20 protein-coding genes and 2 pseudogenes are annotated in these 26,360 nt (G+C 73.1%); 11 read left to right on the plus strand and 11 right to left on the minus strand.

Translation table 11 applies throughout. The annotated features are described in order from the left end of the window. Window positions 1-584, plus strand: a pseudogene (locus AB0D08_RS20280) (serine hydroxymethyltransferase); the annotation flags it as partial. Window positions 585-666: 82 nt separating this feature from the next. Here AB0D08_RS20280 and betA read toward each other — a convergent pair. Next, a complete protein-coding gene (gene betA, locus AB0D08_RS20285) occupies window positions 667-2,346 on the minus strand; it encodes a choline dehydrogenase (protein ID WP_359890368.1) in 1,680 nt (559 codons plus the stop codon). 272 nt (window positions 2,347-2,618) lie between these two features. On the opposite strand from betA, the gene AB0D08_RS20290 reads away from it, so the two are divergent. The 8 genes from AB0D08_RS20290 (at window position 2,619) to AB0D08_RS20325 (ending at window position 12,283) form a co-directional block, all read left to right on the plus strand. Beyond that, window positions 2,619-3,836, plus strand: coding sequence for a sarcosine oxidase subunit beta family protein (locus AB0D08_RS20290; protein WP_033823510.1), 1,218 nt, complete (start codon window positions 2,619-2,621; stop codon window positions 3,834-3,836). 14 nt (window positions 3,837-3,850) lie between these two features. After that, on the plus strand, window positions 3,851-4,144 hold the full coding sequence (locus AB0D08_RS20295; protein ID WP_359890370.1) for a sarcosine oxidase subunit delta: 294 nt from the start codon (window positions 3,851-3,853) through the stop codon (window positions 4,142-4,144). Further along, the gene (locus tag AB0D08_RS20300) at window positions 4,141-7,038 is read left to right on the plus strand and encodes a sarcosine oxidase subunit alpha family protein (RefSeq protein ID WP_359890372.1); all 2,898 of its coding nucleotides are present in this window, start codon (window positions 4,141-4,143) and stop codon (window positions 7,036-7,038) included. The genes AB0D08_RS20295 and AB0D08_RS20300 overlap by 4 nt, the downstream gene beginning before the upstream one ends. Next, window positions 7,028-7,642 (plus strand): sarcosine oxidase subunit gamma family protein, encoded by a 615-nt coding sequence (locus AB0D08_RS20305; RefSeq protein ID WP_359890374.1) that lies wholly within the window; start codon window positions 7,028-7,030, stop codon window positions 7,640-7,642. Before AB0D08_RS20300 ends, AB0D08_RS20305 begins: the two co-directional genes overlap by 11 nt. 253 nt (window positions 7,643-7,895) lie before the next feature. Further along, window positions 7,896-8,912 carry a GlxA family transcriptional regulator gene (locus AB0D08_RS20310; protein ID WP_233289262.1) on the plus strand — a complete coding sequence of 339 codons (1,017 nt, stop codon included), beginning with the start codon at window positions 7,896-7,898 and terminating at the stop codon, window positions 8,910-8,912. Continuing rightward, on the plus strand, window positions 8,909-10,693 hold the full coding sequence (locus AB0D08_RS20315) for a thiamine pyrophosphate-binding protein (RefSeq protein ID WP_359890376.1): 1,785 nt from the start codon (window positions 8,909-8,911) through the stop codon (window positions 10,691-10,693). Before AB0D08_RS20310 ends, AB0D08_RS20315 begins: the two co-directional genes overlap by 4 nt. After that, window positions 10,590-11,225, plus strand: a complete 636-nt coding sequence (locus AB0D08_RS20320) for an SRPBCC family protein (RefSeq protein WP_359890439.1) — start codon at window positions 10,590-10,592, stop codon at window positions 11,223-11,225. Before AB0D08_RS20315 ends, AB0D08_RS20320 begins: the two co-directional genes overlap by 104 nt. Further along, on the plus strand, window positions 11,222-12,283 hold the full coding sequence (locus tag AB0D08_RS20325; RefSeq protein WP_359890378.1) for a ketoacyl-ACP synthase III family protein: 1,062 nt from the start codon (window positions 11,222-11,224) through the stop codon (window positions 12,281-12,283). The genes AB0D08_RS20320 and AB0D08_RS20325 overlap by 4 nt, the downstream gene beginning before the upstream one ends. Window positions 12,284-12,500: 217 nt before the next feature. Here the strand turns inward: AB0D08_RS20325 and AB0D08_RS20330 are convergent, their stop codons facing one another. The 9 genes from AB0D08_RS20330 to AB0D08_RS20370 all read right to left on the minus strand — a co-directional run bounded on the left by AB0D08_RS20330 (window position 12,501) and on the right by AB0D08_RS20370 (window position 23,694). Then, window positions 12,501-13,487 (minus strand): NAD-dependent epimerase/dehydratase family protein, encoded by a 987-nt coding sequence (locus tag AB0D08_RS20330; RefSeq protein WP_359890380.1) that lies wholly within the window; start codon window positions 13,485-13,487, stop codon window positions 12,501-12,503. A 306-nt stretch (window positions 13,488-13,793) separates the two neighbouring features. Next, entirely contained in the window at window positions 13,794-16,364 is a 2,571-nt protein-coding gene (gene lanKC / locus AB0D08_RS20335; RefSeq protein WP_359890381.1) for a class III lanthionine synthetase LanKC, read from the minus strand. A gap of 39 nt (window positions 16,365-16,403) precedes the next feature. Continuing rightward, entirely contained in the window at window positions 16,404-18,065 is a 1,662-nt protein-coding gene (gene mpaP / locus AB0D08_RS20340; protein ID WP_359890384.1) for a daptide biosynthesis intramembrane metalloprotease, read from the minus strand. 106 nt (window positions 18,066-18,171) lie between these two features. Further along, window positions 18,172-18,333 carry a daptide-type RiPP gene (locus AB0D08_RS20345; protein ID WP_158515584.1) on the minus strand — a complete coding sequence of 54 codons (162 nt, stop codon included), beginning with the start codon at window positions 18,331-18,333 and terminating at the stop codon, window positions 18,172-18,174. A 106-nt stretch (window positions 18,334-18,439) separates the two neighbouring features. Continuing rightward, the gene (mpaC, locus tag AB0D08_RS20350) at window positions 18,440-19,621 is read right to left on the minus strand and encodes a daptide-type RiPP biosynthesis dehydogenase (RefSeq protein ID WP_359890387.1); all 1,182 of its coding nucleotides are present in this window, start codon (window positions 19,619-19,621) and stop codon (window positions 18,440-18,442) included. Then, window positions 19,618-20,901, minus strand: coding sequence for a daptide-type RiPP biosynthesis aminotransferase (gene mpaD / locus AB0D08_RS20355; RefSeq protein ID WP_063794466.1), 1,284 nt, complete (start codon window positions 20,899-20,901; stop codon window positions 19,618-19,620). The genes mpaC and mpaD overlap by 4 nt, the downstream gene beginning before the upstream one ends. Next, window positions 20,898-21,737, minus strand: a complete 840-nt coding sequence (gene mpaM, locus AB0D08_RS20360; protein WP_359890390.1) for a daptide-type RiPP biosynthesis methyltransferase — start codon at window positions 21,735-21,737, stop codon at window positions 20,898-20,900. The genes mpaD and mpaM overlap by 4 nt, the downstream gene beginning before the upstream one ends. A 32-nt stretch (window positions 21,738-21,769) precedes the next feature. Beyond that, window positions 21,770-22,771 (minus strand): daptide biosynthesis RiPP recognition protein, encoded by a 1,002-nt coding sequence (gene mpaB, locus AB0D08_RS20365; RefSeq protein ID WP_359890393.1) that lies wholly within the window; start codon window positions 22,769-22,771, stop codon window positions 21,770-21,772. Next, on the minus strand, window positions 22,768-23,694 hold the full coding sequence (locus tag AB0D08_RS20370) for an LLM class flavin-dependent oxidoreductase (RefSeq protein WP_359890395.1): 927 nt from the start codon (window positions 23,692-23,694) through the stop codon (window positions 22,768-22,770). Before AB0D08_RS20370 ends, mpaB begins: the two co-directional genes overlap by 4 nt. Window positions 23,695-24,165: 471 nt before the next feature. On the opposite strand from AB0D08_RS20370, the gene AB0D08_RS20375 reads away from it, so the two are divergent. Together AB0D08_RS20375 and AB0D08_RS20380 are read left to right on the plus strand one after the other, a co-directional pair. Then, window positions 24,166-24,660, plus strand: a complete 495-nt coding sequence (locus AB0D08_RS20375; RefSeq protein WP_359890397.1) for an SAM-dependent methyltransferase — start codon at window positions 24,166-24,168, stop codon at window positions 24,658-24,660. Window positions 24,661-24,767: 107 nt separating this feature from the next. Continuing rightward, a pseudogene (locus tag AB0D08_RS20380) lies at window positions 24,768-24,862 on the plus strand. A gap of 350 nt (window positions 24,863-25,212) precedes the next feature. On the opposite strand, the gene AB0D08_RS20385 reads toward AB0D08_RS20380, so the two are convergent. Beyond that, window positions 25,213-26,076, minus strand: a complete 864-nt coding sequence (locus AB0D08_RS20385) for a hypothetical protein (protein WP_359890400.1) — start codon at window positions 26,074-26,076, stop codon at window positions 25,213-25,215. Between the last annotated feature and the right edge of the window lie 284 nt (window positions 26,077-26,360).

The raw sequence follows: 26,360 nt of genomic DNA on the forward strand, positions 1-26,360 counted from the left end.
ACAAGACCCTGGGCGGCCCGCGCGGTGGCGTGATCCTCTCCAAGGCCGAGTACGCCAAGAAGATCAACTCCGCGGTCTTCCCCGGCCAGCAGGGCAGCCCGCTCGAGCACGTGATCGCCGGCAAGGCCGTGGCCTTCAAGGTCGCCGCCTCGGAGGAGTTCAAGGAGCGCCAGCAGCGCACCCTGGAAGGCGCCAAGATCCTCGCCGAGCGCCTGCTGCAGGCCGACGCGACCGAGGCCGGCGTCTCCGTGCTCTCCGGCGGCACCGACGTCCACCTGGTCCTGGTCGACCTGCGCAACTCCCAGCTCAACGGCCAGGACGCCGAGGACCGGCTGCACGAGGTCGGCATCACGGTCAACCGCAACGCCGTCCCCAACGACCCGCGCCCGCCGATGGTCACCTCCGGCCTGCGGATCGGCACCCCGGCGCTGGCCACCCGCGGCTTCCAAGCCGCGGACTTCCGCGAGGTCGCCGACATCATCGCCGAGGCGCTGCTGCCCGCCTTCGACGAGACCAAGGCCACCGCGCTGAAGGCCCGCGTGACCGCGCTGGCCGAGAAGTACCCGCTCTACCCCGGGCGGTAGACCCGCGACCTGTCGACGCCGCCCGGCCGGCCTCCGGACCGGTCGGTCCGGAGGCCCGTCGGGCCGCGCGGCCCGGTGCGGATCAGGTGGCCCTGCGGTGGCGGTAGAACTCGGTGTGGTCCGGTTCGAGGGGGGTGTTGCCGAGGAGGAGGTCGGCGGCCTTCTCGGCGAGCATCATGACGGGGGCGTAGATGTTGCCGTTGGTCACGTACGGCATCGCGGACGCGTCGACCACGTGCAGCCCCTCCACGCCGTGGACCCCCAGGGTGGCCGGGTCGAGCACCGACATCTCGTCGGTGCCCATCCTGGCGGTGCAGGAGGGGTGCAGGGCGGTCTCCCCGTCCTCGGCGACCCACTGCAGGATCTGTTCGTCGGTCTCGACCTGCGGTCCGGGCGAGATCTCCCCGTCGCTGAACTCGGCGAAGGCGGGCTGCCCGAGGATCCTGCGGGTGACCCGGATCGCCTCGACCCACTCCCGGCGGTCCTGCGCCGTGGAGAGGTAGTTGAACCTGAGGGCCGGGTGCTCGCGCGGGTCCCTCGACCTGATCTTCACCGAGCCGCGGGCGTCGGAGTACATCGGGCCGATGTGCACCTGGTACCCGTGCCCGCCGGCCGGCGCGGAGCCGTCGTAGCGCACCGCGATCGGCAGGAAGTGGAACATGAGGTTGGGGTAGTCGACGTCCTCGTTGCTTCGGACGAAGCCGCCGCCCTCGAAGTGGTTGGTCGCGCCCGGGCCGCTGCGCAGGAAGAGCCACTGCGCGCCGATGAAGGGCCGCCGCCACATCTTCATCGCCGGCTGCACCGACACCGGACGCCTGCACGCGTGCTGGACGTACACCTCCAGGTGGTCCTGGAGGTTCTCGCCGACGCCGGGCAGGTGCTGGACGGCCTCGATGCCGAGCGCGTCCAGTTCCGCCGCGTTGCCGATGCCGGAGAGCTGCAGCAGTTGCGGGGAGTTGACGGCGCCACCGGAGAGGATCACCTTGCCGCCGCTCGCCCGGTGCAGGGTGCCGCGCCGGCTGTACTCGACGCCGACCGCGCGCCTGCCGTCGAGCAGGACCCGGCCGACGTGGGCCCGGGTCCGCAGTTCGAGGTTGGGGCGGTTGAGCACCGGGTGCAGGTAGGCGCGGGCGGCGCTGAGCCGGCGCCCGCGGCGCACGTTGCGGTCGAAGGCGGCGAAGCCCTCCTGGCGGTAGCCGTTGACGTCGTCGGTGAGCGGGTAGCCGGCCTGCTGGACGGCTTCGAAGAAGGCGGCGAACAAGGGGTTGGCGACCGGCCCGCGCTCCAGCACGAGGGGGCCCTCGTGGCCGCGGAACCCCCCGCCGCCGGCGGCCGGGCCGCGGACCTCGCGGTCCGCGAGGCAGTTCTCCGTGCGCTTGAAGTACGGGAGGCAGTGGGCGTAGTCCCAGTCCTTCATCCCGGGGTCGGCGCCCCAGCGCTCGTAGTCGAGCGGGTTGCCGCGCTGGAAGATCATGCCGTTGATGCTGCTGGAGCCGCCGAGGACCTTGCCCCGGGCGTGGTAGATCCGCCGCCCGTTCATGAAGGGTTCCGGCTCGGACTCGTACTTCCAGTCGTAGAACCGGCTGCCGATCGGGAAGGTCAGCGCGGCCGGCATGTGGATGAAGACGTCCCAGGGGTAGTCCGGCCGGCCCGCCTCCAGTACCAGCACCCGGTTGGACGGGTCGGCGCTGAGCCGGGCCGCGAGCGCACAGCCGGCCGAACCTCCGCCGACGATGATGAAGTCGTACTGCTGCAAGGTCATGGTGTCCTGCCGTTGCTCTCGGGGCGGTGACGCCGTTTGCGCGAGTCTGGCGAGGTTGCTGCAGGTCTGCGGGGGCACGGTGACGCGCGGCGCCCGCCGCGGCTTCCGAACGGCGAGTTTCGCTAGGTGAAACTGCGTTCATAGTGCGCAACAGTTTCGGGACCTGCCGGAGGATCGTCAAGGCCCCCAGCGACCCCCTTGTCAATCTGTTGTGCGACACGCAACAGTGTGCGTAGTCTGAAACAGCGTCGTCTCTCCCCAGGAGTCCCGCGATGTCCCACCGGCTGCCCGAGCACCCCGACTGGCTGTGGCGCACCCCCGACCCCAGGCGCTCCTACGACGTGGTCATCGTCGGGGCCGGCGGCCACGGCCTGGCCACCGCCTACTACCTCGCCCGCAACCACGGGATCACCAACGTCGCGGTACTGGAACGCGGTTGGCTCGCCGGCGGCAACATGGCCCGGAACACCACCATCATCCGGTCCAACTACCTCTGCGAGGAGAGCGCGGCGCTGTACGAGCACTCCCTGAAGCTCTGGGAGGTGTTGCCGCAGGAGCTGGAGTACGACTTCCTGTTCAGCCAGCGCGGCGTGCTCAACCTCGCCCACACCCTCCAGGACGTCCGCGAGGGCACCCGCCGGGTCAACGCCAACCGGCTCGGCGGGGTCGACGCCGAGTGGCTGGACACCGACCAGGTGCGCGAGTTCTGTCCGATCGTCAACACCTCCCCCGAGGTGCGCTACCCCGTGCTGGGCGCGACGCTGCAGCCCCGGGCCGGCATCGCCAAGCACGACCACGTCGCCTGGGCACTGGCCCGCAAGGCGGACGAGTACGGCGTCGACCTGATCCAGGGCTGCGAGGTCACCGGATTCCTTCGCGACGGCGACCGCGTGGTCGGCGTACGGACCAGCCGGGGACCGATCGGCGCGGGCAGGGTCGCACTGGCCGCCGCCGGGCACAGCAGCGTCCTCGCCGACCTGGCCGGACTGCGACTCCCCGTACAGAGCCACCCCCTGCAGGCGCTCGTCTCCGAACTGCTGGAACCCGTGCACCCCACCGTGGTGATGTCCAACCACGTGCACGTGTACGTGAGCCAGGCCCACAAGGGCGAGCTGGTCATGGGTGCGGGCGTGGACTCCTACAACGGCTACGGCCAGCGCGGCTCCTTCCACCAGATCGAACACCAGATGGCCGCGGCGCTCGAACTGTTCCCGATCTTCGGCCGGGCGCACGTGCTGCGCACCTGGGGCGGCATCGTCGACGTCACCCCCGACGCCTCGCCGATCATCGGCCCGACGCCGGTCGAGAACCTCTACCTCAACTGCGGCTGGGGCACCGGCGGTTTCAAGGCGACCCCCGCCTCCGGCTGGGTGTACGCGCACACCATCGCCACCGGCGAGCCGCACCCGCTGAACGCACCCTTCGCGCTGGAGCGGTTCACCACCGGCGCCCTCATCGACGAGCACGGCGCCGCCGCCGTGGCGCACTGACCGGAGGACCACACATGCTGCTGATCGCCTGTCCCTGGTGCGGCGAACGGGACGAGCTCGAATTCCACTACGGCGGCCAGGCCCACGTCGCCCACCCCGCCGACCCCGAGGCCCTGTCCGACGGCGAGTGGGCCGAGTACCTGTTCGTCCGCGACAACCCCAAGGGCCCTTTCGCGGAACGCTGGTCGCACGCCGCCGGCTGCCGGCGCTGGTTCAGCGTCGTCCGGCACACCGTCACCCACCGGTTCCTGGCCGTGCAGGGCAGTCACCCGACGGCGGCCGACGGGACGAAGCCGGTGACCGCATGACGCGATCCCACCGCCTCCCGTACGGCGGACGCGTCGACCGCTCCGCCCCCCTGCGCTTCACCTTCGACGGCGTGGAGTACACCGGCCTGCGCGGCGACACGCTCGCCTCCGCCCTGCTCGCCAACGGCGTCCTGGACGTCGCCCCCAGCCTCTACGGCAGGCGGCCGCGCGGCATCGCCACCGCAGGCGTGGAGGAGCCCAACGCCCTGGTCCAGGTCGACGGGCCCTGCTCGGAGCCGATGCGACTCGCAACCACCGTCGAGCTGTACGAGGGCCTCGCGGCGACCGGCCTCTGCGGCCTCGGACGCCTCGACCCGACCCCCGACGAGACCGTCCACGACAAGATGCACATCCACACCGACGTCCTGGTCGTCGGCGCCGGCCCGGCCGGACTCGGCGCGGCCCTCACGGCCGGGCGTTCCGGCGCCCGCGTCGTCCTGGTCGACGACCAGCCGGAACCCGGTGGATCCCTGCTCGCGGGGCGGGAGTCGATCGACGGCCGCCCGGCACTCGACTGGGTCGCGGACGCCCGCACCGAGCTCGCCGCGCAGACCGACACGCGGATCCTCACCCGGTCCACGGCGATCGGCTACCACGACCACAACTACCTGCTCGTCGCCGAGCACCGCACCGATCACCTCGGCCCGCACCCCGTCCCCGGCATCTCCCGCCGACGCCTGTGGCACATCCGGGCCCGCCGGGTGGTCCTGGCCACCGGCGCCCACGAGCGGCCGATGGTCTTCGCCGGCAACGACCTGCCGGGCGTCATGTCCGCCGCCGCCGTCCGCGCGTACGTGAACCGGTACGCCGTCCTCCCCGGCCGCCGGGCCGTGGTCCTCACCACCAACGACCACGCCTACGCCACCGCGCTCGACCTGGTCGCGGCCGGTGCACAGGTGGCGGCACTGGTCGACACCCGGCCGAAGCCGCCCGCCGACCTGGTCGACCGCGCGCGCGGCGCCGGGATCGAGGTCGTCACCGGATCGGCCGTGGTCGGGACCCGGTGTGGGACGGCGGTCCCCCCGGGCGACGGCGGGGCGAGGATCGCGGCGGTCCGCATCGCCGCGCTCGACGCCGAGGACGCGATCAGCGGCCCGGTCCGCGAGGTGGCCTGCGACCTGCTCGCCGTCTCGGGCGGCTGGAGCCCGGCCGTCCACCTGTGGAGCCAGTCCCAGGGCACCACCCGCTACGAGGACGAGCAGGCCGCGTTCGTCCCCGCGCAGGCCGCGCAGGACGTCGTCAGCGCCGGAGCCGCCCGCGGCGTCCTCGACCTCGCCGGGTGCCTCGGCGACGGGTTCGCCGCCGGAGCCGCGGCGGCCGCACTGGCGGGCTTCCCCGCCGCCGCGGCCCCGCCGCCGCCCTGCTCCGGCGACCGCCCGCCGGCCCGGCCGCGGCCGGTGTGGATCGTGCCCGGCGAGACGGGCGGCCCCGCCGACTGGCACGACCACTACGTCGACCTCCAGCGTGACGCGACGGTCGCGGACGTACAGCGCGCGATCCGGGCCGGCATGCGCTCCGTCGAGCACATCAAGCGCTACACCACCATCGGCACCGCGCACGACCAGGGCAAGGCCTCCGGGGTGAGCGCCACCGGCGTCATCGCCCGGCTGCTCGGCGCCCGCTCGCCGGGCGACGTCGGCACGACCACCTACCGCGGCCCGTACGTCCCCACCTCCTTCGCCCTGCTCGCCGGGCGTGAACGCGGCGCCCTCTTCGACCCGGTGCGCACCACCTCCGTCCAGCCCTGGCACGTCGACCACGGCGCGGTCTTCGAGAACGTCGGCCAGTGGAAGCGCCCCCGGTACTACCCCCGGCCCGGGGAGTCCATGGCGGCGGCCGTGGAGCGCGAGTGCCGCGCGGCCCGCGAAGGCGTCGCCGTCATGGACGCCGGCACCCTCGGCAAGATCGACGTGATCGGCCCCGACGCGGGCGAGTTCCTGAACCGCGTCTACACCAACGCCTTCGCCAAGCTGGCCGTCGGCTCCGCCCGGTACGGGGTGATGTGCCGGGCCGACGGCATGGTCCTCGACGACGGGGTGACCTTGCGCCTGGCGGACGACCACTTCATCACGACGACCACGACCGGCAACGCCGCCGCCGTCCTGGACTGGCTGGAGGAGTGGCTGCAGACCGAATGGCCCGAGCTGCGGGTGCGGCTCACCTCGGTGACCGAGCAGTGGGCCACCGTCGCGGTCGTCGGCCCCCGGTCCCGCGGGGTCGTCGCGGCCCTGGCCCCGGACCTGGACGTGTCCAACGACGCCTTCCCCTTCATGACGGCCCGCCGGACCCGCCTCGCGAGCGGTGTGGAGGCCCGGATCTGCCGGATCTCCTTCTCCGGCGAGCTGGCCTTCGAGATCAACGTCGCGAGCTGGTACGGCCTCGCCACCTGGGAGTCCGTCATCCGGGCCGGCGAGCCGCTGGACATCACCCCGTACGGCACCGAGACCATGCACGTGCTGCGCGCCGAGAAGGGCTACCCCATCATCGGCCAGGACACCGACGGCACGGTCACCCCGCAGGACCTCGGCATGGAGTGGATCGTCTCCCAGCGCAAGCAGTTCATCGGCAGGCGTTCCTTCCGCCGCGCCGACACCGCACGCGGCGACCGCAGGCAGCTGGTCGGCCTGCTGCCCGTGGACCCCGCCGTGCTGCTGCCCGAGGGCGCGCAGCTGGTGGCGGACGCCGAGGTGTCGCCGCCCGCGAAGGCGCTGGGGCACGTCACCTCCAGCTACCGCAGCGCGGCACTCGGCCGCACCTTCGCGCTGGCACTCGTCACGGGCGGGCGGAACCGGCTGGGCGAGACGGTCTACGCACCGCTGCCCGGCGGCGTGATCGCCGCGACCATCACCGACGCCGTCCTCTACGACCCGAAGGGAACCCGCCGTGACGGCTGACACCCTGCGGCGCAGCCCGCTCGGCCACCTCGCCGACGTGCTCGCGGCACACTCGACCGGCGGAGAACGGGGCGTCCGCCTGCGCGAGGTGCCCTTCCTCGCGCAGCTCGACCTCCAGCTCCACCCGCACGGGCCGGCCGCACAGCGGATCGCCACGGCACTCGGCACGCCACTGCCGACCGCTCCGAACACCGTCACCGCCGGCGGGCCGGACGACCTCCAGGTCCTCTGGCTCGGCCCGCAGGAGTGGCTCGTGCTGGGCCCGGACGGTTCCGCGCCCACCACCGCCGGGCTGCTGCGGGCGGCGCTCGCGGACGAGCCCGGCTCGGTCGTGGACGTCGGCGCGAACCGCACCACGCTCGAACTGGCCGGCCCCGCCGCCCGCCACGTCCTGGAGAAGGGCTGCGCGCTCGACCTGCACCCCCGCGTCTTCGGGCCGGGACGCTGCGCGCAGACGCTGCTCGGCAAGGTCAACGTGATCCTCCACCAGGTCGACGCCGAGCCGGCCTACCGGCTGCTCGTGCGGGGGTCCTTCGCGCAGTACCTGACGGACTGGCTCCTCGACGCGATTGAGGAGTACCGCCATCCCCCGCTCCCGGCCTGAGCCGACCCGGCCGGCGTGGGTCCACGCACCGCCCGAACCGGACGGGTACGGGCCCCGCCGGCCCTCGGCGCGGTCGGGCCCGACGGTCCCGGCCACCCTGGACGCTCTCGGTATGACTCATTTCACACAGCTCCTCACTCTCCGCCGACAGGGCTGGTCAGTACCGGTCCGGGGCTCCCCGGCCACGGCCCGTGGCCGAATTCGTCAGTAGGCCGTCATTGCCGCCGCCCTGCGCCGGATACAGGCTGTGACTGTGCATCAGCGACGTGTTGTGGTGGTGGTCTACTCCGGTGCACAGGCACTGGACATAGCCGGTCCGGTCGAGGTGTTCGACACCGCGAACCGCAGGCTCCCCGAGACAGGTGTCCGTTACCGGACCGAGTTCGTCTCCGCCGACGCACCGCTCGTGCGGACCTGCTCGGGCATGGTGATCGCGGCAGAGCCGCTCGACGCGGGGCGCGGCCCGATCGACACCCTCCTCGTCCCGGGCGGATGGAGCCTCAGGGAGGCCTTGGCGGACCGGGAGCTGCTCGGGTGGATCCATCGGGCGGCGGCCCGGTCGCGCCGGGTCGCCTCCGTGTGCGGCGGGGCGTTCCTGCTCGCCGAGGCGGGCCTGCTCAAGGGGCGGCGCGCCACCACGCACTGGGCGTACTGCGAGGAGATGGCCCAGCGGTATCCGGACGTGACGGTGGACCGCGAGCCCATCTTCGTGTGGGACGGCCGTTTCGTCACCTCGGCCGGGGTGTCCACCGGGATAGACATGGCCCTGTCCCTGGTGGAGGCCGACCACGGTGCGGCGTTCGCGCTGGAGGTGGCGCGGTTCCTGGTCCTGTTCTTCAAGCGCAGCGGCGGGCAGTCGCAGTTCAGCGCGGTTCTGGACGCGCAACTCGCCGATCGCGCCCCGATCCGCGCGGCGCAGGAGTGGATCCTCGCGCACCTCGAACTACCGCTCCCCGTACCCGAGATCGCCGAGCGCGCCAACATGAGCCTGCGGAACTTCGCCCGGGTGTTCCGGCGCGAGGTGGGCACACCCCCGGCCCAGTACATCGAACAGATGCGCCTCGCCCGGGCCCGCAAGCTGCTGGAGAGCACCGATCTGCCGGTCAGCCAGATCGCCCGGCGCTGCGGGTTCCCGGCTCCCGAGACGTTCTTCCGCTCCTTCGGCCGGGCCCTGGAGCTGACCCCGAACGAGTACCGCCAACGGTTCCAGACCGTCTCGCCGGCCGGCCTCGTCGTCCGTCCCGACCCGTCCGACAGGAGCACCGCATGAGTGCCGAGGTCCGGCTCGTCGACTACCTGGCGAGGGAGTTGGCCAGGTCCGGCGTCAGGCACGTGTTCGGTGTCGGCGGCGCGAACATCGAGGACCTCTTCGACGCCCTGCACGCCACCGGCGACGTGATCCGCACCGTCGTGGCCAAGCACGAGTTCTCTGCCGCCACCATGGCGGACGGGCAGGCCCGGGTCACCGGGCGGCTCGGCGTCGTCGCTGTGACGTCGGGCGGCGGAGCGGTGAATCTGGTGCCGGGGCTGGCCGAGGCGTACGCCTCGCGGGTGCCGATGCTGGCGTTGGTCGGACAGCCTCCCACCGGGCAGGAGGGGTTCGGGGCGTTCCAGGACTCCAGCGGCAAGGCGGGTTCTTTCGACGCCCGGGCCCTGTTCACCCCCGTGACGCGGTTCTGCGCCCGGGTCGGTGACGCAGCTTCGATCCCGGAGCTGCTGGCCCGGGCGGTCGCGGCGGCCCGGGCCGATCCCAAGGGCCCGGCCGTGCTGCTGCTTCCCAAGGACGTGCAGCGGGCTCCGGTCGAGCTCCGGGAGCCGCTGCGGACCGCGCCTGCGGTCCGGACACAACCCCACGTCCCGGACAGCGTGGTGGACCTCCTTCGCGCAGCGCAACACGTCCTGGTCATCGCCGGTGAGGGCGTGGCCTCGGCCGACGCACGCCCGGAGCTGGCCGACGTGGCGCGGCGGCTCGGTGCGTGGGTGGCCGTCACCCCGGACGCCAAGGACGTGTTCGACAACCGCGAACCCCGGTTCGCCGGGGTGGCCGGGGTGATGGGTCACGAGAACGTGGCGCGGTGCCTGCGGAAGGCCGACGCCTGTCTGCTGGTGGGCACCCGGCTGCCGGCGCTGGCACGCGGCGGCCTGGAGCGGGAACTGGCCGGGACGCCGGTGGTCTGCATCGATCCCGAGCCGCCGTTCGTGCCCGGGATCCCCCTCCGCGGCGATCTGCGGGACACCCTGCGCGTGCTGGCCGCCCGCCTCGCTCCCGGTCCGCACCCGCCCCCCGACCATGCCGGGCCCTCCCCCCTGCCGACACCGCGTACCCGGCCCGCCGGCTATGCCGCGGCGGTGGCCGCGGTCGAGGCCGCGCTGCCACCGGACGCCCACGTCTTCGTGGACGCCGGAAACGCCGGGGCCAGCGCGATCCACCTGCTTCCGGCCCCGCGCCAGGGACGCTTCGTGGTGGCCGTCGGCATGGGCGGCATGGGCTACACCTTCGGCGCCGGCATCGGCGCGGCGCTGGCCACCGGGCAGCGCACGTACGTGATCGCCGGTGACGGCGCGTTCTTCATGCACGGCATGGAGGTCCACACCGCGGTCGAGCACGCCGCGCCGGTCACATTCGTCATCCTCAACAACAACGCCCACGCCATGTGCGCCACGCGGGAGCACCTGTTCCTCGGCGCCGCGAACCCCGCCAACCTGTTCCGCCCGGCGGACATCGCCGCGGGCGTGGCCGGCATGTTCCCCGGCCTGGACGTGACCCGGGCCGAGGACGGCGCACAGCTGCGCCGCGCCCTGCTGCGGGGCAACGCGGGCACCGGCCCGGCCTTCGTCACGATCGACCTCGACCCCGCCGAGGTACCGCCCTTCCTTCCCTTCCTGAACACCACCGGCCGGCAACCGGCCGAGAACGAGGAGACCGCCCATGACCGCGGACCAGTCCGTGTTGGCCGGCATTCCCGGCCTGACCAGGATCGAGAACACCGGCCTGGAGCAGCTGACGGCCCGCTGCGCGGAGCTGACCCGGCCCCTCTACCCGCACGGTGAGGTCTACGGGACGTACTGCACGATCCAGGAGTACGTCGACTGCCCGCCGGCGCAGACCTACGAGTACCTGAGGCAGGGGCACCACCTGGAGGAGTGGACGTTCAGCCTGCGGAACTTCGCGCCCTCCGGGACTCCCGGGCTCTGGGTCGGTGACGACCGCCTGGAGGAGCAGACCAAGATCTTCTGCAGGGTGGAGACCAACGCCGAGGCCATGACGGTGGACTTCCACTGCTCCTGGGACCAGGGGGACGAGCTCTGGATGGTGTACCTGATGCGCGTCCTGCCGGCCCGGTCGGTGCTCGGCAGGCCCGGCTCCGTGATCACCTGGACCAACTGCAGGCACCCGTACTACGACGCGAACCCCCACCCGGGACTGGCCCCGCGGGCGGGCCGCCCGTGGGTGGGCGACTACTGGGACCTGTTCTACGCCGGCCACACGCTGGAGATGGGCAACCTCAAGGCGATCCTGGAACACCGTCACCGGAACGGCCTGCCGGTCGGCTCCTCCCCCACCACGGCGGTGGCGCGGTGACCACGGTCAGCCTCGTCGACGTCGCCGGCTACCTGCCCGGGCAGCCGGTCCCCGCCGAGTTCTACACGGACCACCCCGGCGCGGAGGACGGGCTGCGCGACAGTCCCATGTTCAGGATCCCCCCGATGCGGCACCACGTGGCCACGGACGAGAGCAACGTGGACATGGTCGAGCGCGCGGTCGCGCCCCTGATCGAGCGGCACGGAGCGGACGAGATCCGTTCCGTGGACGTTCTGCTGATGCACAGTCAGCTACCGGACACGCCGTTCGTCGGGGCCGGCACCGAGGTGGCCCGCCGGCTGGGGCTGAAGCCGCGGTGGCTGGTCGACGTGGCCAACGCCGGCTGCGCCTCGTTCGTCCACATGCTCGAACTGGCCCGGCAGATCCTCACCACCACCGACGCCGGGACCGCGCTGATCTGCAACGCGCAGAGCGCAGCCGGCCAGTTGTTCACCCAGCCCGACGTGCGCCGACTGGCCCAGGCCGCGATCCCCGGGGACGGCTGCGGGGTGGGGTACGTGACCACGTCGGGGAGCTCTCCGGTACTCGAGGTGGTCACCCGCCATATCGTCGAGCACGGCGGCGACATGACGGCCGTGCTCGATGACGGCCGCAAGTACTGGGAGCCGGGCGAGTCCCAGCTGCGGATCGGCTTTACCGAGGCCTCCACCGCCAGGGTCCTCGAACGCGGCAACCGCCTGGTGCCGGAGGTGGTCACCGACCTGTGCCGACGGCTCGGGGTCGACACCGGCGAGATCGATGTGCTGGTCACCAACCAGCCCAACCGCACCTTCCTGCGCAACTGGCGGGAGGCGCTGCGGCTGCCGCCGCACCGACACCCCGACACCTTCGACCGCTGCGGAAACCTGTTCGGCGCGGCGATCCCCATCACCCTCGACCACGCCGTCCGTTCGGGACGGGTCAAGGACGGCGACCTGGTGGTGCTGGGCGGCTTCGCCCATGCGGGCGACTACGCAGGTGCGGCCGCGGTCCGATGGGGCACCGGCCGCACCGCCCCCTCGGCCGACCGGCCCGCCCCCGCCGACCCGGTCGCGTGAGGGGGAAGACAGGTGCCTGGCTGCGGCAGCGGGCGTCGCAGCACGGCGATCCGCGCGAACCGGGCGCGTACCGGGCCCGTACCGGGAATCGCCGTCGCCCACGCGTCGGTCGGGGCAGGGATCGACGGGTCGGTCGTCCCTCCGCATCACCGAGAAGTCCGTCCCGTTCGTCAGCGGCGAGGTGGCGGCCCTGACGGGACCGTTCAGTGACCGCCCGTCAGCCGCGCAGCGCGGCGGCCTCGGCCTCGGAGGTCAGCCCCGGCACCGGGCGGTCGGGACGCTGCGGGGAGACTCCGCCCAGCCCCTTCAGCCACTCCCACGTGTCGGCGACGGTCTCGGCGACAGGCCGGCAGCGCAGCCCGTCCGCGAACGCCCTGGACGTGTCGGCGCCGTAGACGAACTCGTGCAGTTCGCCCGGCGGGACCCAGAGCGGCAGCTCCGTCCACGGCTCGATCCCGGCGGCAGCGATCCGCTCGGGGTCGGTCCAGCGCAGCTCCGCATCCGATCCGGTGGCGGCCACGCACGCCTGCAGGAGCTCGGCCATGGTGGCGTGACCCGGCCGGCTCACCAGGTTGTACGGGCCGGACAGCCCGCGCGCGGCGACGTCCAGGGCCCAGCGCGCGAGGTCACGCGTGTCGACGAACTGGAGTGGCAGGTCGCGCGGGCCGGGGGCGAGGACGGGGCCGCCGCGGGCGATCCGATCCAGCCACCAGGTCAGCCGGCCGACGTCCTCCCCCGGGCCGAGGATCAGGCCGGCGCGCAGCAGCAGCGACCGCGCCGCGCCGAACGCGCCGGTGACGGCGAGCTCCCCACCGCGCTTGGCCTGCGGATAGGGGACGTCGCCGTCGTCGGGTGAGCCGTCCAGCAGGACGCCGTTCTCGGCGGCACTGTGATCGACCGGGTCGGCGTACACGGACAGGCTGGAGACGTACACGTACCGGCCGGCACGCTTCGCGAGCGCGTCGGCCGCATCGCGTATGGCCGAGGGCCGGGCGGACCAGGTGTCCACCACCAGGTCCCACTCGCCGTCGCCGAGGGCGGCCAGCCCGTCGGCGGCGGTGCGGTCGCCCTGAAGGACGGTGGCTCCGGCCGGCGGCCGGCGGATGCCACGATGCAGAAGGGTCACGTCCCAGTCGCGGGACAGTGCCTCGTTGACGATGGCGCGTCCGACGAAGCCGGACCCACCGAGCATGAGAAGTCGCATGCCGACCACTGTCCGCACCGAACTGCCGGTTGGTCCACCCCCATCAGCCATCAGCGGAATCGCCGTCAGCTGAACCCGGACCTGCGGTCGTCGAGGCGGCTGGCGCTCCGGTTGACGGCGAGCCCGAGTACCCAGTCGGTTTTGGGGCGCCGGACGAGCTGGTGGGGTTCAGCGGGCGCTGCCGGGGTTTCGGTCGGCGTCGGCGCCTTCGACCATGAGGCTGGTCCGATCGATGGGGCGGAAGCGGTCGCCGGAGGCGAGCTCGACGTGGGGCTCGACGGATCCGCGGCCGCCCGCGGGCGCGGTTCAGTGGTGGCTCTCCAGGAACGGCAGGGTGGTGCCGCCGGTGCCCAGCGCGGCGTCGAGGGCGAGGAGCACTCCGGCGGAGCCGGTGCCGAGGTCGTTGGAGCGGCGTAGGAAGTGCGCGCCCAGGAACTCGGTGTGGCGCCCGGTGTGGACGGCGTGCCAGTTGAAGGCCGCGAGGTGGCGGCGCAGGGCGTGGGTGTCGTCCGGCGTGCCGCGGTTCAGTTGCCGCAGTGCCAGGACGAGGCCGGCCCGGCCGGTGAACAGGCCGGCCCGGGGGTGGAATTCGGTGGTCAGGGCGGTGCGGCCGCGTTCGAGGGCGGAGGTGAGGCGGGGGTCGGGGTCGGGCAGGTGTGGCAGGAGTCGGTCGGCGATCATGGCCGGGCCGGCGCTGCCGATGCCCAGGTACGGCATGCTGCGCGGTGGCGCGGAGCGCTCGCCGGGGCCGGTGAGGCCGAGCTCGGTCAGGTCGTGGTGGAGGGCGTCGGCGGCGGCGGGCATCAGGGAGCGGTCGCCGGTGTCCTCGGCGAGGCGCAGCAGGAGGAGTGCCGTGCCCGAGTGTCCGTGCAGCAGTCCGGGCCGGGCCGGGCCGGTGCTGTCGGTGATGCCGGTGATGCCGGTGGCGAGTTGGTCGCCGAGTTCGCGGGCGCGGGTGAGGAGTTCCCGGTCGCCGGTGGTGCGGGCGAAGTGCAGAAGGGTCAGTCCGATGCCGGCGCGTCCGGCGGCCAGGGTGTGGTCGAGGTGGTCGAGCCTGGAGGTGGCGACGTGTTCGAGGAGGTCGTGGGCGTGGTCGGTGCGGCCGAGCCGGTGGAGGGTGAAGGCGATGCCCGCGAGGCCGTCGTAGAAGCCGAGGCGCGGTCCCGGAGTGACCGCGGCCGTGGCCATGGTGTGTGCGGCGTCGTCGAGCCAACGGATGTGGGCGTCGGGGATGTCGGTTCCGGCTTCGGCCAGGGTCCAGAGCACCCCGGCGGCGCCGTGGGCGAAGGCCGCTCCCCCGCCCGAGGTGGTGAACTGTTCGATGTCGCCGGGGTAGAGCCGGTCGGTGCGGTCGGGAGTGGCGCTGCCGAGGATGCCGCCGGTGATGGCGTCCCGCAACGTGGGCCAGGCCGCCGCGGAGGGGGCCGGCGGCTCGGCGGGTGCGGGCCGGGTCGGGGTCGGGCCGGTCTGCTGTCCGGCGTCGAGGTCGCGGCGTACCTGCTGCTCGAAGTCGTCGGGGACCGGGAAGCGGGCCGCGATGAGGGAGAGGAGCCGGTCCGGTCTGTGCGGTGCGTGGTCGAGCAGGGCGGTCATCGGGGCGAAGAGGGCCATTCGCAGGCAGCCCAGGGCATAGCGGTCGAGCGCGGCGCCGCGGTAGTGGTGGGGGGCGCGGAAGCCGGGAACGCCGATCACCTGGGGTGCTGCGGCGGTGATCGGGGTGGCGGTCTCCAGGTCGATGAAGGCGATGGTGCCGTCGGGCCGGACGAGGATGTTTCCGGGGTGGAGGTCGCCGAAGACGATGCCGCGGTCGTGCATGGCGTCGATCGTCTGCTCGGTCTGGTCGAGGATGCCGAGTGCCCAGGCGGTGTACCGGCGGGCATTGCGGTCGTCGAGCGTGCCGTCCGTCCAGGGGTTGGCCGTGCCGCCGCCGAGGTTGAGTGCGGTGCCGTCGACGAGTTCGCGGGTGAGGTAGTAGTGCTCGTGGCCTCTGCGGTAGTCGATGAGTTCGGGGATGGCCTGGATCCCGGCGAGCGTCTTCAGGGCCCGGCGTTCCTGCTCGAGGCGGGTGACCGCGTCGGTTCCCTGGGCGTCCAGGCCGGCGAGCGGGCGGGCTTCCTTGACGAGGACGGTGCGGCCGGTCGCGAGTTCCGTGGCTTCGTAGACTCCGCCGCCGTTGGAGAAGTGCAGGGCTTTGCGGACCGTGAAGGGCAGGCCGCGGCCGGTGCCGGCGGTGCGGGCGGCGACGGCCTCGTCGAGGCAGGGTGGCAGGGTCACCCAGGCGGGCGGGTGGAAGCCGGGGCCGCGCCGGTCGGGCACCAGGCGGCCGTCCGGGTCCTCGATGCAGGGGATCCGGCGGCCGCGGGCGTCGGTGGTGGTCCGCAGGACGAAGCCGCCGTAGCGGACGTACAGGGGGCCGTTGCGCCAGCGCAGGTCGCTGAGGATGTAGGGGCCGGGCTCGCCGTCGAGCAGTTCGCCCAGTTCGGTGAGGACGGTGGTGAACTGCTGTTCGTCGCGCGGGTAGACGGTGATGAACTTCCCGCTGCTGCTGCGGTCGCCGTACTTGCTGTTGCGGTTGGTGAGGATGCGGGCGCTGCGGATGAACTTGTACGGGATCCGCCGGGCTTCGCAGAAGGCGCGGGCGGTCGCCAGGACCGGTTCGGCACGGTCGGGGACCGTCGAGACGTGGATCTTCCAGCCCTGGGTGGGGAGCCGGCTGTCCCGGGGGGCGTGGAAGGACCAGTGGGGGTTGAGTTCGCGGGTCCAGCCGTCGGGTAGCGGGTCGCGGGCGGCGGGGTAGTCGGCCGCCGCCTGGTCCTCGGAGGGGAGGTCGAAGTACGGGCTGTCCGGCTGGCAGTGCTGGATGTAGTGGAGGAACACCGTGTCTTCCGGGGTCGGGGCGGGTGGCGGGGCGGCGGTTCAGCGCCAGCAGGGAGCCAGGTAGGTGTCGTACAGCCAGTGCGCCAGTGTGTCGGTGCCCACTGTGAGTTGGGCGTTGCCGGTGCGGTCCGAGGGAGTCCGGGCGGCGGTGAGCGGGTACGCGGTGGCGGGGAGCGACAGGGTGGTGCCGGCGACGGGGACGAGTGCCGAGATCGGTGCGGTGGAGGCGGTGCCGTGCTCGGACGCGATCACGGCCTCGCCCGTCGTGGTGCTGCGGAGCAGTCCGGTGCGGTGGAGGTGGACGGGCGTTCCGGCGCGGATGGCGGAGCGGTCGGCGGAGGAGGGCAGCAGCAGTTCCAGCTGTCCGCCGTCGCGTACGGCGTAGCCGCCGGCCACGGTGCAGGGCACGCGGACGAGCAGCAGCGCGCAGACGGCGGCGGCTGTCAGCGCGGTGGCCGACAGGGCGATCCGCCATCGGGGGGCGCCGGCCGTACGGGCCTCGGCGGCCGTGCGGACGGCGCCGCGGAGCAGCAGCCACAGCAGGTAGCCCGCCGCGCAGACCATGACGATCGCGCCCGCGGTGCCGGTCCGTTGGAGCAGCGGGGCGAACGAGCCGAGCGCCGGGACGACGATGAACACGGGGGCGGCCGTGCAGGCGAGGCCGAACGGGACGGCCCAGCGCAGCTGCGGCAACTCCGGGCGGTAGCGGCCGCCGTAGAGGAGTCGGGCGATCCGGTGGCGGGCGTCGGTGGTCGCCAGGTCCCTCAGATGGGGGATGTCCAGGTGGCTCATCAGGGCCAGGTAGCCGTCCAGCCGGACCACCGGGAGCAGGTTGAAGGCGCCTGCGACGTAGCCGGCCGCGGCGAACAGCAGCATGCCGTCCTGCCAGTGGCCGGGGGGCGGGACGAGGGCCGCCAGCGCCGTGCAGCCGGCGATGACCCACTGGGTGGCGATGCCGGCGAGGGCGACCCGGACGCGCTGCTCGTTGCGCGGCAGTCGCCAGCCGTCGGAGACGTCGCAGAAGAAGGCGGGCGAGAGGTAGAACAGCATCACGCCCATCCGGCTGGGCCGTCCGCCGTAGTGGGCGAGGACCGCCGCGTGGGCGAGTTCGTGCAGGGCGCTGGCGAGGAGCATGGCGCCGATGACGCCGGCGTACACGCCTGGCGGCAGTGGCCGGCCGAGGGCGTCGGACAGTTCGGGGGCGCGTGCGGCCAGCGCCGCGAGGCCGGCGGAGGCGAGGAGCGCGCCGATGACGCCCCACCTCTTCAGCCCGAGGAGGGCCAGGGCGGGGAGGACTCCGGACAGCAGGCGCTGCGGGTGGACGACGGTCAGCTGCAGGGTCAGCGGCGGTACGACCTTCAGGCGGGGGGTCCGCCGGGGTGCGCCGCGCTTCGGGTCGCCGTTGTCGAACACCTTGGCCGTGACCAGTCTGCGTACGGCCGTGTCGACCACGGCGGTGGTCCAGGGTGGGCCGAGGAGGGCGGCCAGTTCCTCGTGTCCCCGGGTGCCGTCGGCGGCCCGGGCCAGGCGGGCCAGGTCGGCGCCGACCCGCAGGTACTGTCCGCCGCGCTGGATGGTCCACGGTGCGGCCGCGCCGGTCGGCGGGTGGACGGTCACGTGGTCGGCGAGCCGGGGGCGGCGGATGTGCTCGCCGTCCGTGGCGTTCCCGTCCTGCGGGGCGACGGCCGTGTCGCTGGTCAAGGTCTCTCCCTCGGGTCGCTCCGGGTCCGGCCGTGGCCGGGCGGGGAGCGGGTGCCGGGACGCGGGGGTGCTCCCCCCGCGTCCCGGCACCGCCGGTGTCATGGCATCAGGTGGCGACGATGACGCTGCCGATGCTGACGGTCGCGACGCTCCACACGGCGTTGCTCCAGTTGAACGGGGCGTCCATGCCCTCGAGCTCCTGCATGTCGAGCTCCAGGTCCTGCATGCCCAGCTCCAGCTCCAGCGAGCTGTTGATGTTCTCCTGCACGGTGTTCTCCTCCTCTCCGAAGGTCGGGGACGGTCGGGGGTCGTCCGGTCCGTCACCGCACGCGGTGGTGGACCGGAAGCTTTCGGTGGTGCGCCGCCCGGGCTGCTCAGCGCGCCGCGGGCCCGGGTGCGGGTACGGCGTCGCCGAGGATCTCCCGGACATCGCCGAGGGTCAGGCCGCCCAGGGCAGGCAGTCCTGCTCCCCAGGCGCGGACCGTGCGGCGCGCGATCGCGTCCAGGTCGGCGGGGTGCGCCGTCGGGCGGTGGTCGACGCCCCAGTGCTCCAGCAGGGCGGCGATGCCGGCCGACGGGTCGGCGGGCAGTGGCCGGGGGGCGGCGGAGCGCAGCTCGTTCCACAGCCGTTCGAGCCGTTCGGCCGAGCCGAGTCGTCCGTCGCCGGCGGTGGTTCGCCGGAACAGCGTGGGGAGCAGGGCCGCGACGGCCGTCATCTTGCGGATGCCGAGGGCGGTGGACAGTTCGTTGGCGAGGTACCAGCCGCGCAGGGCGTAGGGGTCTCGGTCGAGCTGGAGCCAGTCGCCGTGGGTGAGGGCGCTGAGCCGCGCGACGGCGCCGCGGACCTGCTCCCCCGGGCCGTCCTCGACGGCCCGGTAGCCCAGGCCGAGGAGTTGGGTGGCGAGCGTGCAGGCGAGCGCGTCCTCGACCGGGCGGTCCTGCGGGTCGCCGACGTGGACCCCGGCCACCCGGAACAGCGCCTCCAGTACGCCTTCGACGGCGAGTTCGGCGGGCAGCCCGGTGGTGGCCAGCGGGTCGTGCAGGGCGAGCTCCGGTGCGAGCGACCGGCCGACGACCAGGCGCTTGCCCTGCGCGGTGTTCAGGCAGGCGACGCGGCTGACCTCCGCGCCGGTTCCGAGCGTGGTGGGGACGGCGAGCAGCGGCAGCGGCCGGGTGTTCTCCCCCGGCAGCAGGACCAGCCCGCTGCGCTGCGGGGCGGTGAGCCGGGGAAGCACGCCGGGGTCGCCCGCCAGTGCGGTCGCCAGCTTGGCCTGGTCCAGGAGGCTTCCCCCGCCGACGGCGGCGACCAGCCGGGCGGGGCCGTGCCGCAGCCGGTCGGCCAGTGCGACGACGGACTCGAGCGTGCCCGGTCCGTCCAGCGGGACCACCTCGTGGACCGGCAGGGCCCGGACGACCAGCGCGGCGATCGCGCTGTCGGTGAGGTGCGCGTCCACGAGCAGGACCGTGCGGGTCCCGGACGCGTGCCTGGCCGCCCATGTGGTGAACTCCGCCGCGCTGGGCAGCACCCGGGTGGGCTGCGGCCATCGGCCGGTCACCGGTCGCCTCCCGCAGGTGCGCCGGGGCCGGGGACGAAGCGGGCGAAGAACGCCTCGGCACCGCGGACGACGCAGTCCAGGAGTTCGTCGAGGTCCTCGTCCGTGTAGGTGAGCGCGGGGATGAGCTGGATGCCATGAGGGCCCGGGTGGACGATGGCTCCGGCCTCCCGGACGGCCGCGACCAGGTCGGCGACGTGCTCCGGCGCCAGCGGCCCGCCGTCGGGGGCGGCGAAGCCGAGGTAGCGGAAGCAGCCGACGCCCTGGGTCACGGTCAGCTGGGGCAGCCGGTCCCCGAGGGACTTCAGCTCCGCGTCCAGCCGCTCCGACAGGCGGTGGCTGAGGGTCTCCGCGTCCAGTCGCCGCATCTCCTCCAGCGTGGCCAGGATCGCCGCGCAGGTGATCGGGGTGCCGGCCTGGGTCTCGGCGTGGACGAACACCGCGTCGGCGTCGGTGAAGGCCGCGTCGACGTCGTGGGCGACGAGGACCGCGGCGGCGGCGCAGGTGCCGTTGGTCAGCGCCTTGGAGAGGATCAGGAGATCCGGCCGCCCGGGCCACCGGCTGGAGGCGAGGTAGGGGCCGGTCCGGGCGAAGCCGGTGGCGACCTCGTCGGCGACGAGCAGGAAGCCGTGCTTCTCGCGCAGGCGCAGCAGCGCCGCGACGAACTCCGGGTCGAGCGGCAGCGCTCCGTTGCCGAGCACCGGTTCGACGACCACGGCGGCGACCTGTCCGCCCTGGCGGGCGAACAGTGCGTCGAGCTCGTCGACGGCGTTGGGGGTGACGTGGCGGACCAGCCGCTGGTCCACGCCGTACATCCGCTGCCCCAGGTCGCCGCCGGAGAGCGCGAAGCTGCCGAAGGTGAGGCCGTGGTAGCCGGTGCGGAGGCCGACGACCAGGGTTCGCTGCGGTTCGCCGCGCAGGGCGTGCAGGTGGCGGGCGAGTTTCATCGCCAGGTCGTTGGCGGCGCCGCCGGAGGTGGAGAACAGCACCCGGCCGAACCGGTCGCCGCCGCAGAGGTCCACCAGTGCGTCGGCGGCCCGGCGGGCGTAGGTGTTCTCGTAGCGGAACACGCTCAGGTACGAGGCCTCGCGGGCGGCACCCGCGACGGCGTCGGCGATGGCCTCGTTGCCGTAGCCGAGTGCGGTGTTCCACAGGCCGCTGGATCCGCAGAGCAGTTCGCGGCCGTCCGCGAAGCGCACCCGGACCCCCTGGGCGGAGATCGCGCACAGGTCGTCGCGACCGTGCCGGCTCGGGGCGAGCAGGTTGGGCCATACGGCGCTCACGCGGCGACCTCCGCGACGAGCAGCACGTCGTGGTGGTGGCTGCCGGTCGCCGGGAGCGACCGGCGCTGCGTCAGCACCAGTCCGGCGAGCGCCAACTCGGCCTCCAGCTGCGCCACCGGGAAGACTCCGATGCGGGTGGTGCACACCGTGATCGGGAGCTCCGCCGTGTCGAGGGGATGCGGGAAGACCGTGACCGTGCGCGCGTCGGCGCCCTCGGTCCAGTGCTCGTACATGCGGAAGCGGGTGCCGTCCGCGCAGTCGACGTCCATCACCTGTTCGGTGGTGGCGCTGCCGAAGTCCGTCACGTCCACCGCGGTGAGCAGGAACTTCCCGCCGGGGGCGAGGTGACGGCGCACGCAGCGGTACAAGCCGGCGCGGCCGGTCGCGTCCAGCAGCGAGACGGAGGTCGCACCGAGCACGACCGCGCCGAACTCCCGGCCCAGCTCGAAGGAGCTCATGTCGCCGGGGACGACGGTGCAGCGGTCGCGTCGGGCGGCGGGTACGGCCCGCAGGCGCTCCTCCAGGATCCGGATCATGCCCGGTGCCAGTTCGAGGGCGGTCAGCTCGCGTCCCAGGGTGAGCAGTGGCATCGTCAACCGGCCGGAACCGGCGGCCAGTTCGAGGACGGCGCCGGAGGTGGAGCGCAGTGCGGCGACCAGTTCGCGCACCTCCAGGGGCGAGCTGCCGGCGATCGCGTGGTAGACCGGCGCGCCGGCCTCGTCGTACAGGTCGTGGAGCTCGGCCCGGTCGCCGAGTTCGGCCAGCAGCGCACCGGCCCGGCCGGGCACCGCGGCCCTCGGGTCGGCGCCCGGGGCTGCGCTCGGCCCAGTGCTCACGTCAGTACTCGGGTCAGTGCTCAAGTCGGTGTTCACAGGGAGACCCCCGCCCGCTCGAAGAACTGCTGCACCTTCAGGAGGGCGGCCCGCGGGGCGTACTCGGCGGCCGCCTCGACCGATCCCTGGCAGAGCAGCAGTTCGGCGAGCTCCGCCGCGGCGCGGTTGAGTTCGAACAGCCGGGATCCGTCGGCGGTGTAGAGGTAGGCGGACTCGTCGGTCCACAGCACCAGCTGCCGGGCCTGCGTCCGGGCCGGTTCGACGGCGTCGTTCTCGGGCCGCAGGCGTCCGCCGAAACCGGAGGCGCGCACCCGCAGGACGCCGCGGGACCGCAGCTCCCTCAGCGCGTCCACGGCCAGGAGGTACTCACCGAGCCACGGCCGGGCCGCCAGCTCGACTGCGCGCACCGTCTCGGGAAGCGCCGCGGCGAGGGTGACGGCACAGGGGTGCACGCTGGCGGCGTTCGCCTGCTGCCAGGCGGCCTCCAGGTCTGTCAGGTCGTCGCCCAGTCGCCCCAGCGCCGAGCCGTACGGGGAGACCGTCAGCTCGCCGCCGGCCCGGACGTACAGGCGGTGCCGTGGGCCGGCTCCGTCCAGCGGCGCGCCCAGCCCCGGGAGATCCGCGACCAGCAGCGCGGGATTCGCCAGGAACTCGGCGAATTCACCCTTCTCGCGGGCGGTGTCGGCATCTCCCAGCCACACCTCGAAATCCGCCTCGTCCGTGATGCGGACCAGTGTGGGACCGATCACCGAAACGTACTGGGTGATGCTGTAGTTCTGCACCTGGAGATAGAAGTCGTCTCCGAGGGAAGCCTCGGTGTCGCATTCGTGGAACGACCCGCCGTAGCCGACCAGATTGTCCCCGAGGTCCATCCGGTCACCCGGGACGAAGATCTGGTGGTGGCGGTCCCCGGACGCCGTGTCGAGCATTTCCCGCACCTCCCCGACATGCCGGGAGTCCTCCAGGACAATGACCCGGCCGCCCGGGCCCCGACTGCCGGTGGCCCAAGCCATCAGATCGCGCATCTCTCCGCTCATCGCGTTCCCTCCGTGCCACTGAGCGCAGTGACGATCGTCTTGATCTGCTCCATGGCCGCCTGCGGCCCGCGGACCTGTGCGACACCGGTCAGATTGATGACCACTTCGTCCACGCCGGAATTCCAGAAATCACTGATCTGCTCCACGAGCTCGTCCACCTCACCCCCCAGGAAGGCACCGCCCTCGAGCAGGGACCGCGCGTCCACCAGGGGGTCGCCGCTGCCGACGTCGACCCCGGCGCGCCTCAGCATGTCGGCGTAGTGCGGGGCCGCCATGTGCGAACCGCTGCCGGCCACCACGACGGCCTCGACGTCCAGGTCGGGCAGCGGCAGCGCCATCGGCACCATCGCGACCACCCGGGGAACGGGACGGCCCGCCGCCCCGGCCCCTTCGCGCAGCGCGGGCAGCACCGTCTCCCGCAGGTAGGACGCGGGCGTCAGCCAGGTGATGGCGGCGTCCGCCACCCGGCCGGCCAGCCGCGCCATGCCCGGTCGCAGCACCCCCAGCCCGACCTGCACCTCCGGCGCAGGCGACGGCGGCAGCGCACCCTCGCAGTGGAAGTACTCGCCGCTGAAGTCGAGCTGCCGGCCCTGCAGCAGCCCGCGGACGACGGTGACGTACTCCTCCGCCGCGGTCAGCGGGCTGGCGTAGGCCTCGCCGCGCATGGCGCGCTGCAGGTCGGGGCGCCCCGGGCCGAAGCCCGCGAGCACCGGGTGGCCGGTGGAGACCGCCAGCGAGCGGGCCTGCATCGCCGCTTCGTAGGGATGCTTCAGCGGCATGAGGCTGACGCCCAGCCCCGTCGGCACGCCGAAACCCGTGCCCGCCGCGTGGGCGAAGCCCTGGTGCGCCTCGACCGTCAGCGATTGCCCCTGCCATAGACGCGCAGCCCGGGTCCAGTGCACCAGCGCCGCATAGGTGGCCAATTGTTCAGGCCGTCGCGGCACGAATGGAACCAGGATCGAAAAGGATGGCACTGAATCACTCCGGGCATGACTGAATTACTCCGGACACAAGGGATCGCCGGTCGGCCCGGATCGGAGAACCGGGAATGGCGGGACCACAGGGCGGAAACATTGACGAATCGAGTCGGTTCCATCCGGCACCGCGACCGGACTGCGCGCTCACGGCGCACACCGGTCGGCAGCCGTTGCCCCCCGGCGGGCCATTTGAGCAGGCGTCGGCGCCGGGATTCAAAGAAAGGATGGTGGCGAAGGGCGGGAAGAACGGCCCGCGACCCTGTCAGATTGGCGGTGAAGGCCCGTCATCCGCCTCGGCGGACGACCACCGGCCCGAAGTGTGCGACAGAGACGGTTTCTCGTACGAGCTGCATCGAAAACCCCCGTGAACAGATGCATGCATAACAATGAATCAGACGTTAGCACACGCCTGCGATCATGCTGAAACGACGCCGACCGGCCTTGACTTCGTCTCTGAATCTTCTCCCCAACTTCCCCGCATGGAGGCCGGAACCGGCTCCGGCGGCACTCGGCGGCGGACACGGGGCAGGACCGGCCGTCCCGCCCGCGGGAGCTGCGCACGGCCAGGGGGAAACGGTTCGGGGGCGGTCCCGGCGTCTGACCGCATCCGCCACCGCGATCTACCGCCTCACCTGGCCGAGCGCCGGCTCCCACGTGGCGATCAGTCATTTCCTGGATCCGGAGGACGAGTACAGCGCGACCGCCCGGAAGATGGAGGACGTGTTCCTGCGCGGCATGATGGGCAGCGGCACCATCTCCACCAAGGCCGTGCTGGCGGAGCTGTTCAATGGTCCGGCGCTGGTCGAACCGGGCCTGGTGCCGTGCGTCGACCGACAACACCCGGACGGCTCGCAGGCGGAGTGGAACGCGGCTCAGCGGTGCATCGCCGGCGGTGTCGCCCGTAAGCCGTAGGCGGAGTGCCGGGTGCGGCATGGCAGGGTCAGCGAGGAGTCAGCGTCCGGTCAGGGCGTCCCGGCATGCTGAAGGCACGTCAGGGAGCAAGTAAGGCTCCCTGACACGGAGAGGTGCCCGGAGCGGTTCATCGGGTGCCTGGCCAGTGATGGCCGAGCAGGGTCCTCCGGGGCCCGCGCAGGTTCGAATCCTGCCCTCTCCGCCCTGCCGCCCCGTCGCCGCCCGGCCGGCCCGCCCGGACATCGTCCATGGAGTTCTCATGGATCGATTCGTGGGTCACGGCCGCCCCGAACGGTGGGCTGATCCGTCGCTGTACCCGAGATGTACGACATCGACATCACCGTGACCGTCGACGCGGTCGGCGGGCGACCGGTCGGCATGTCGACGCGTACGATCCGGCCCGGCGCGAGGGCTGGGACTTCCTGGTGGAGATGGATCCCGCTTCTCCCTATGCCTTTCCCGGCGAGGACCGCGGCCGGATCATGGCGCGGGTCGTCGGGGCGGAGGACGGGGCTCTCACGCTCACGGAAGCACCGGACTGGGGCACCTCCCTCAGCCGAGTTCCGCGGGAAGCCGCGGAGGCCGCCGGCGGGCGACTGCAGGGCGTGGCTCGACGGCGGGGCGTGCCGGGAGCGCGGGCTCGGCGGGGACCGGTCCTGGCGCCGGCTCCGGCTCCGGGAGGTCGAGGCCGGGAAACGGCGGGCCGACGTGGAAGGTGTTGGTGGTCAGCGCCTCGTCAAGCGCGCGGGTCGCATCCCCGATCAGCTCCGGGTCGCCGATGTTCCGGATGACCCGGCGGGCGTCCTCGACCCGGCCTTGGCCCGCCAGCGCGAGCACCAGATGCTCGAGGGCGCCGTACCGGTAGGAGGAGTGGCGCGCGGTGGCCGCCAGTTTCTCGGCCCGGGCCGGCTCGCCGACGGCGACGAGCGTGGCCGACAGCCCGCAGATCGCGCGGGACTGGTAGATGTCGTCCGGCTCGGCGGCCACGATCCGTTCCGCCGTCGCCGCCACCCGCATGGCGCCGTCGGCGTCGCCGAGGCCGGCGAGCGCCTCGACCACCTCGCCGAGGGCGCCGACCCGGTCCTCCGAGTGGGTGGCGGCCAGCGCGGCCTGTTCGGCGAGGCCCAGCAGGCGCCGGGCCCCGGCCGCGTCGCCGGCGGCGTGGAGCGCCGCGCCGAGGCCGGTGAGGGCGTTCGCCCGGTTGCTGCCGTAGTCGACGGCCCGGGCGATCGGCTCCGCCCGCTCAACGAGCCGCCGGGCGCCCACCGGGTCGCCGAGGGCGACCAGGGCCACCGCCGGGATCGCCAGCGCGAAGGCCCGCCGGTACGGGTTCCGCATCGCGGCGAGGTCCGGCCCGGCCTGCTCGGCGAGCTGCCGGGCCCGGTCGGCGCGGGTGCACTCGGTCAGCGCACGCACCAACTGCGGTGCTGCGCAATGCTGATACCAGGAGAAGACTGAACGATCGAGCACGGACACCGCGTTCTCCCCGGGCTGTGGACACTCGTATGCAACTACGCGGGATACCGCGGCGCCGGTTCACCGCGGCGAAGGACCGCTGCACCGCCCCGAACCGCTGGAGCTCGAGGTGGTCCTCGACGACGCCGCGCTGCGCCGCCCGGTCGGCCACCCGCGCCATGGACCTCCCCCGACGTGGCCGTGCTGGTCGTGCCGTGCGAGCGCGGCGCACCCGCCGGACCGTC

Origin of the sequence: Kitasatospora sp. NPDC048540 (genome assembly GCF_040651175.1) — a bacterium.
GTDB lineage: Bacteria > Actinomycetota > Actinomycetes > Streptomycetales > Streptomycetaceae > Kitasatospora.

What these genes read in the sequence shown, in the direction of transcription:
- mpaB (WP_359890393.1), bottom strand. Translation starts at nt 22,771, where the DNA reads ATGAGCGGAGAGATGCGCGATCTGATGGCTTGGGCCACCGGCAGTCGG.
- AB0D08_RS20330 (WP_359890380.1), bottom strand. Translation starts at nt 13,487, where the DNA reads ATGCGACTTCTCATGCTCGGTGGGTCCGGCTTCGTCGGACGCGCCATC.
- AB0D08_RS20295 (WP_359890370.1), top strand. Translation starts at nt 3,851, where the DNA reads ATGCTGCTGATCGCCTGTCCCTGGTGCGGCGAACGGGACGAGCTCGAA.
- AB0D08_RS20315 (WP_359890376.1), top strand. Translation starts at nt 8,909, where the DNA reads ATGAGTGCCGAGGTCCGGCTCGTCGACTACCTGGCGAGGGAGTTGGCC.
- AB0D08_RS20290 (WP_033823510.1), top strand. Translation starts at nt 2,619, where the DNA reads ATGTCCCACCGGCTGCCCGAGCACCCCGACTGGCTGTGGCGCACCCCC.
- AB0D08_RS20300 (WP_359890372.1), top strand. Translation starts at nt 4,141, where the DNA reads ATGACGCGATCCCACCGCCTCCCGTACGGCGGACGCGTCGACCGCTCC.
- AB0D08_RS20375 (WP_359890397.1), top strand. Translation starts at nt 24,166, where the DNA reads ATGCTGAAACGACGCCGACCGGCCTTGACTTCGTCTCTGAATCTTCTC.
- betA (WP_359890368.1), bottom strand. Translation starts at nt 2,346, where the DNA reads ATGACCTTGCAGCAGTACGACTTCATCATCGTCGGCGGAGGTTCGGCC.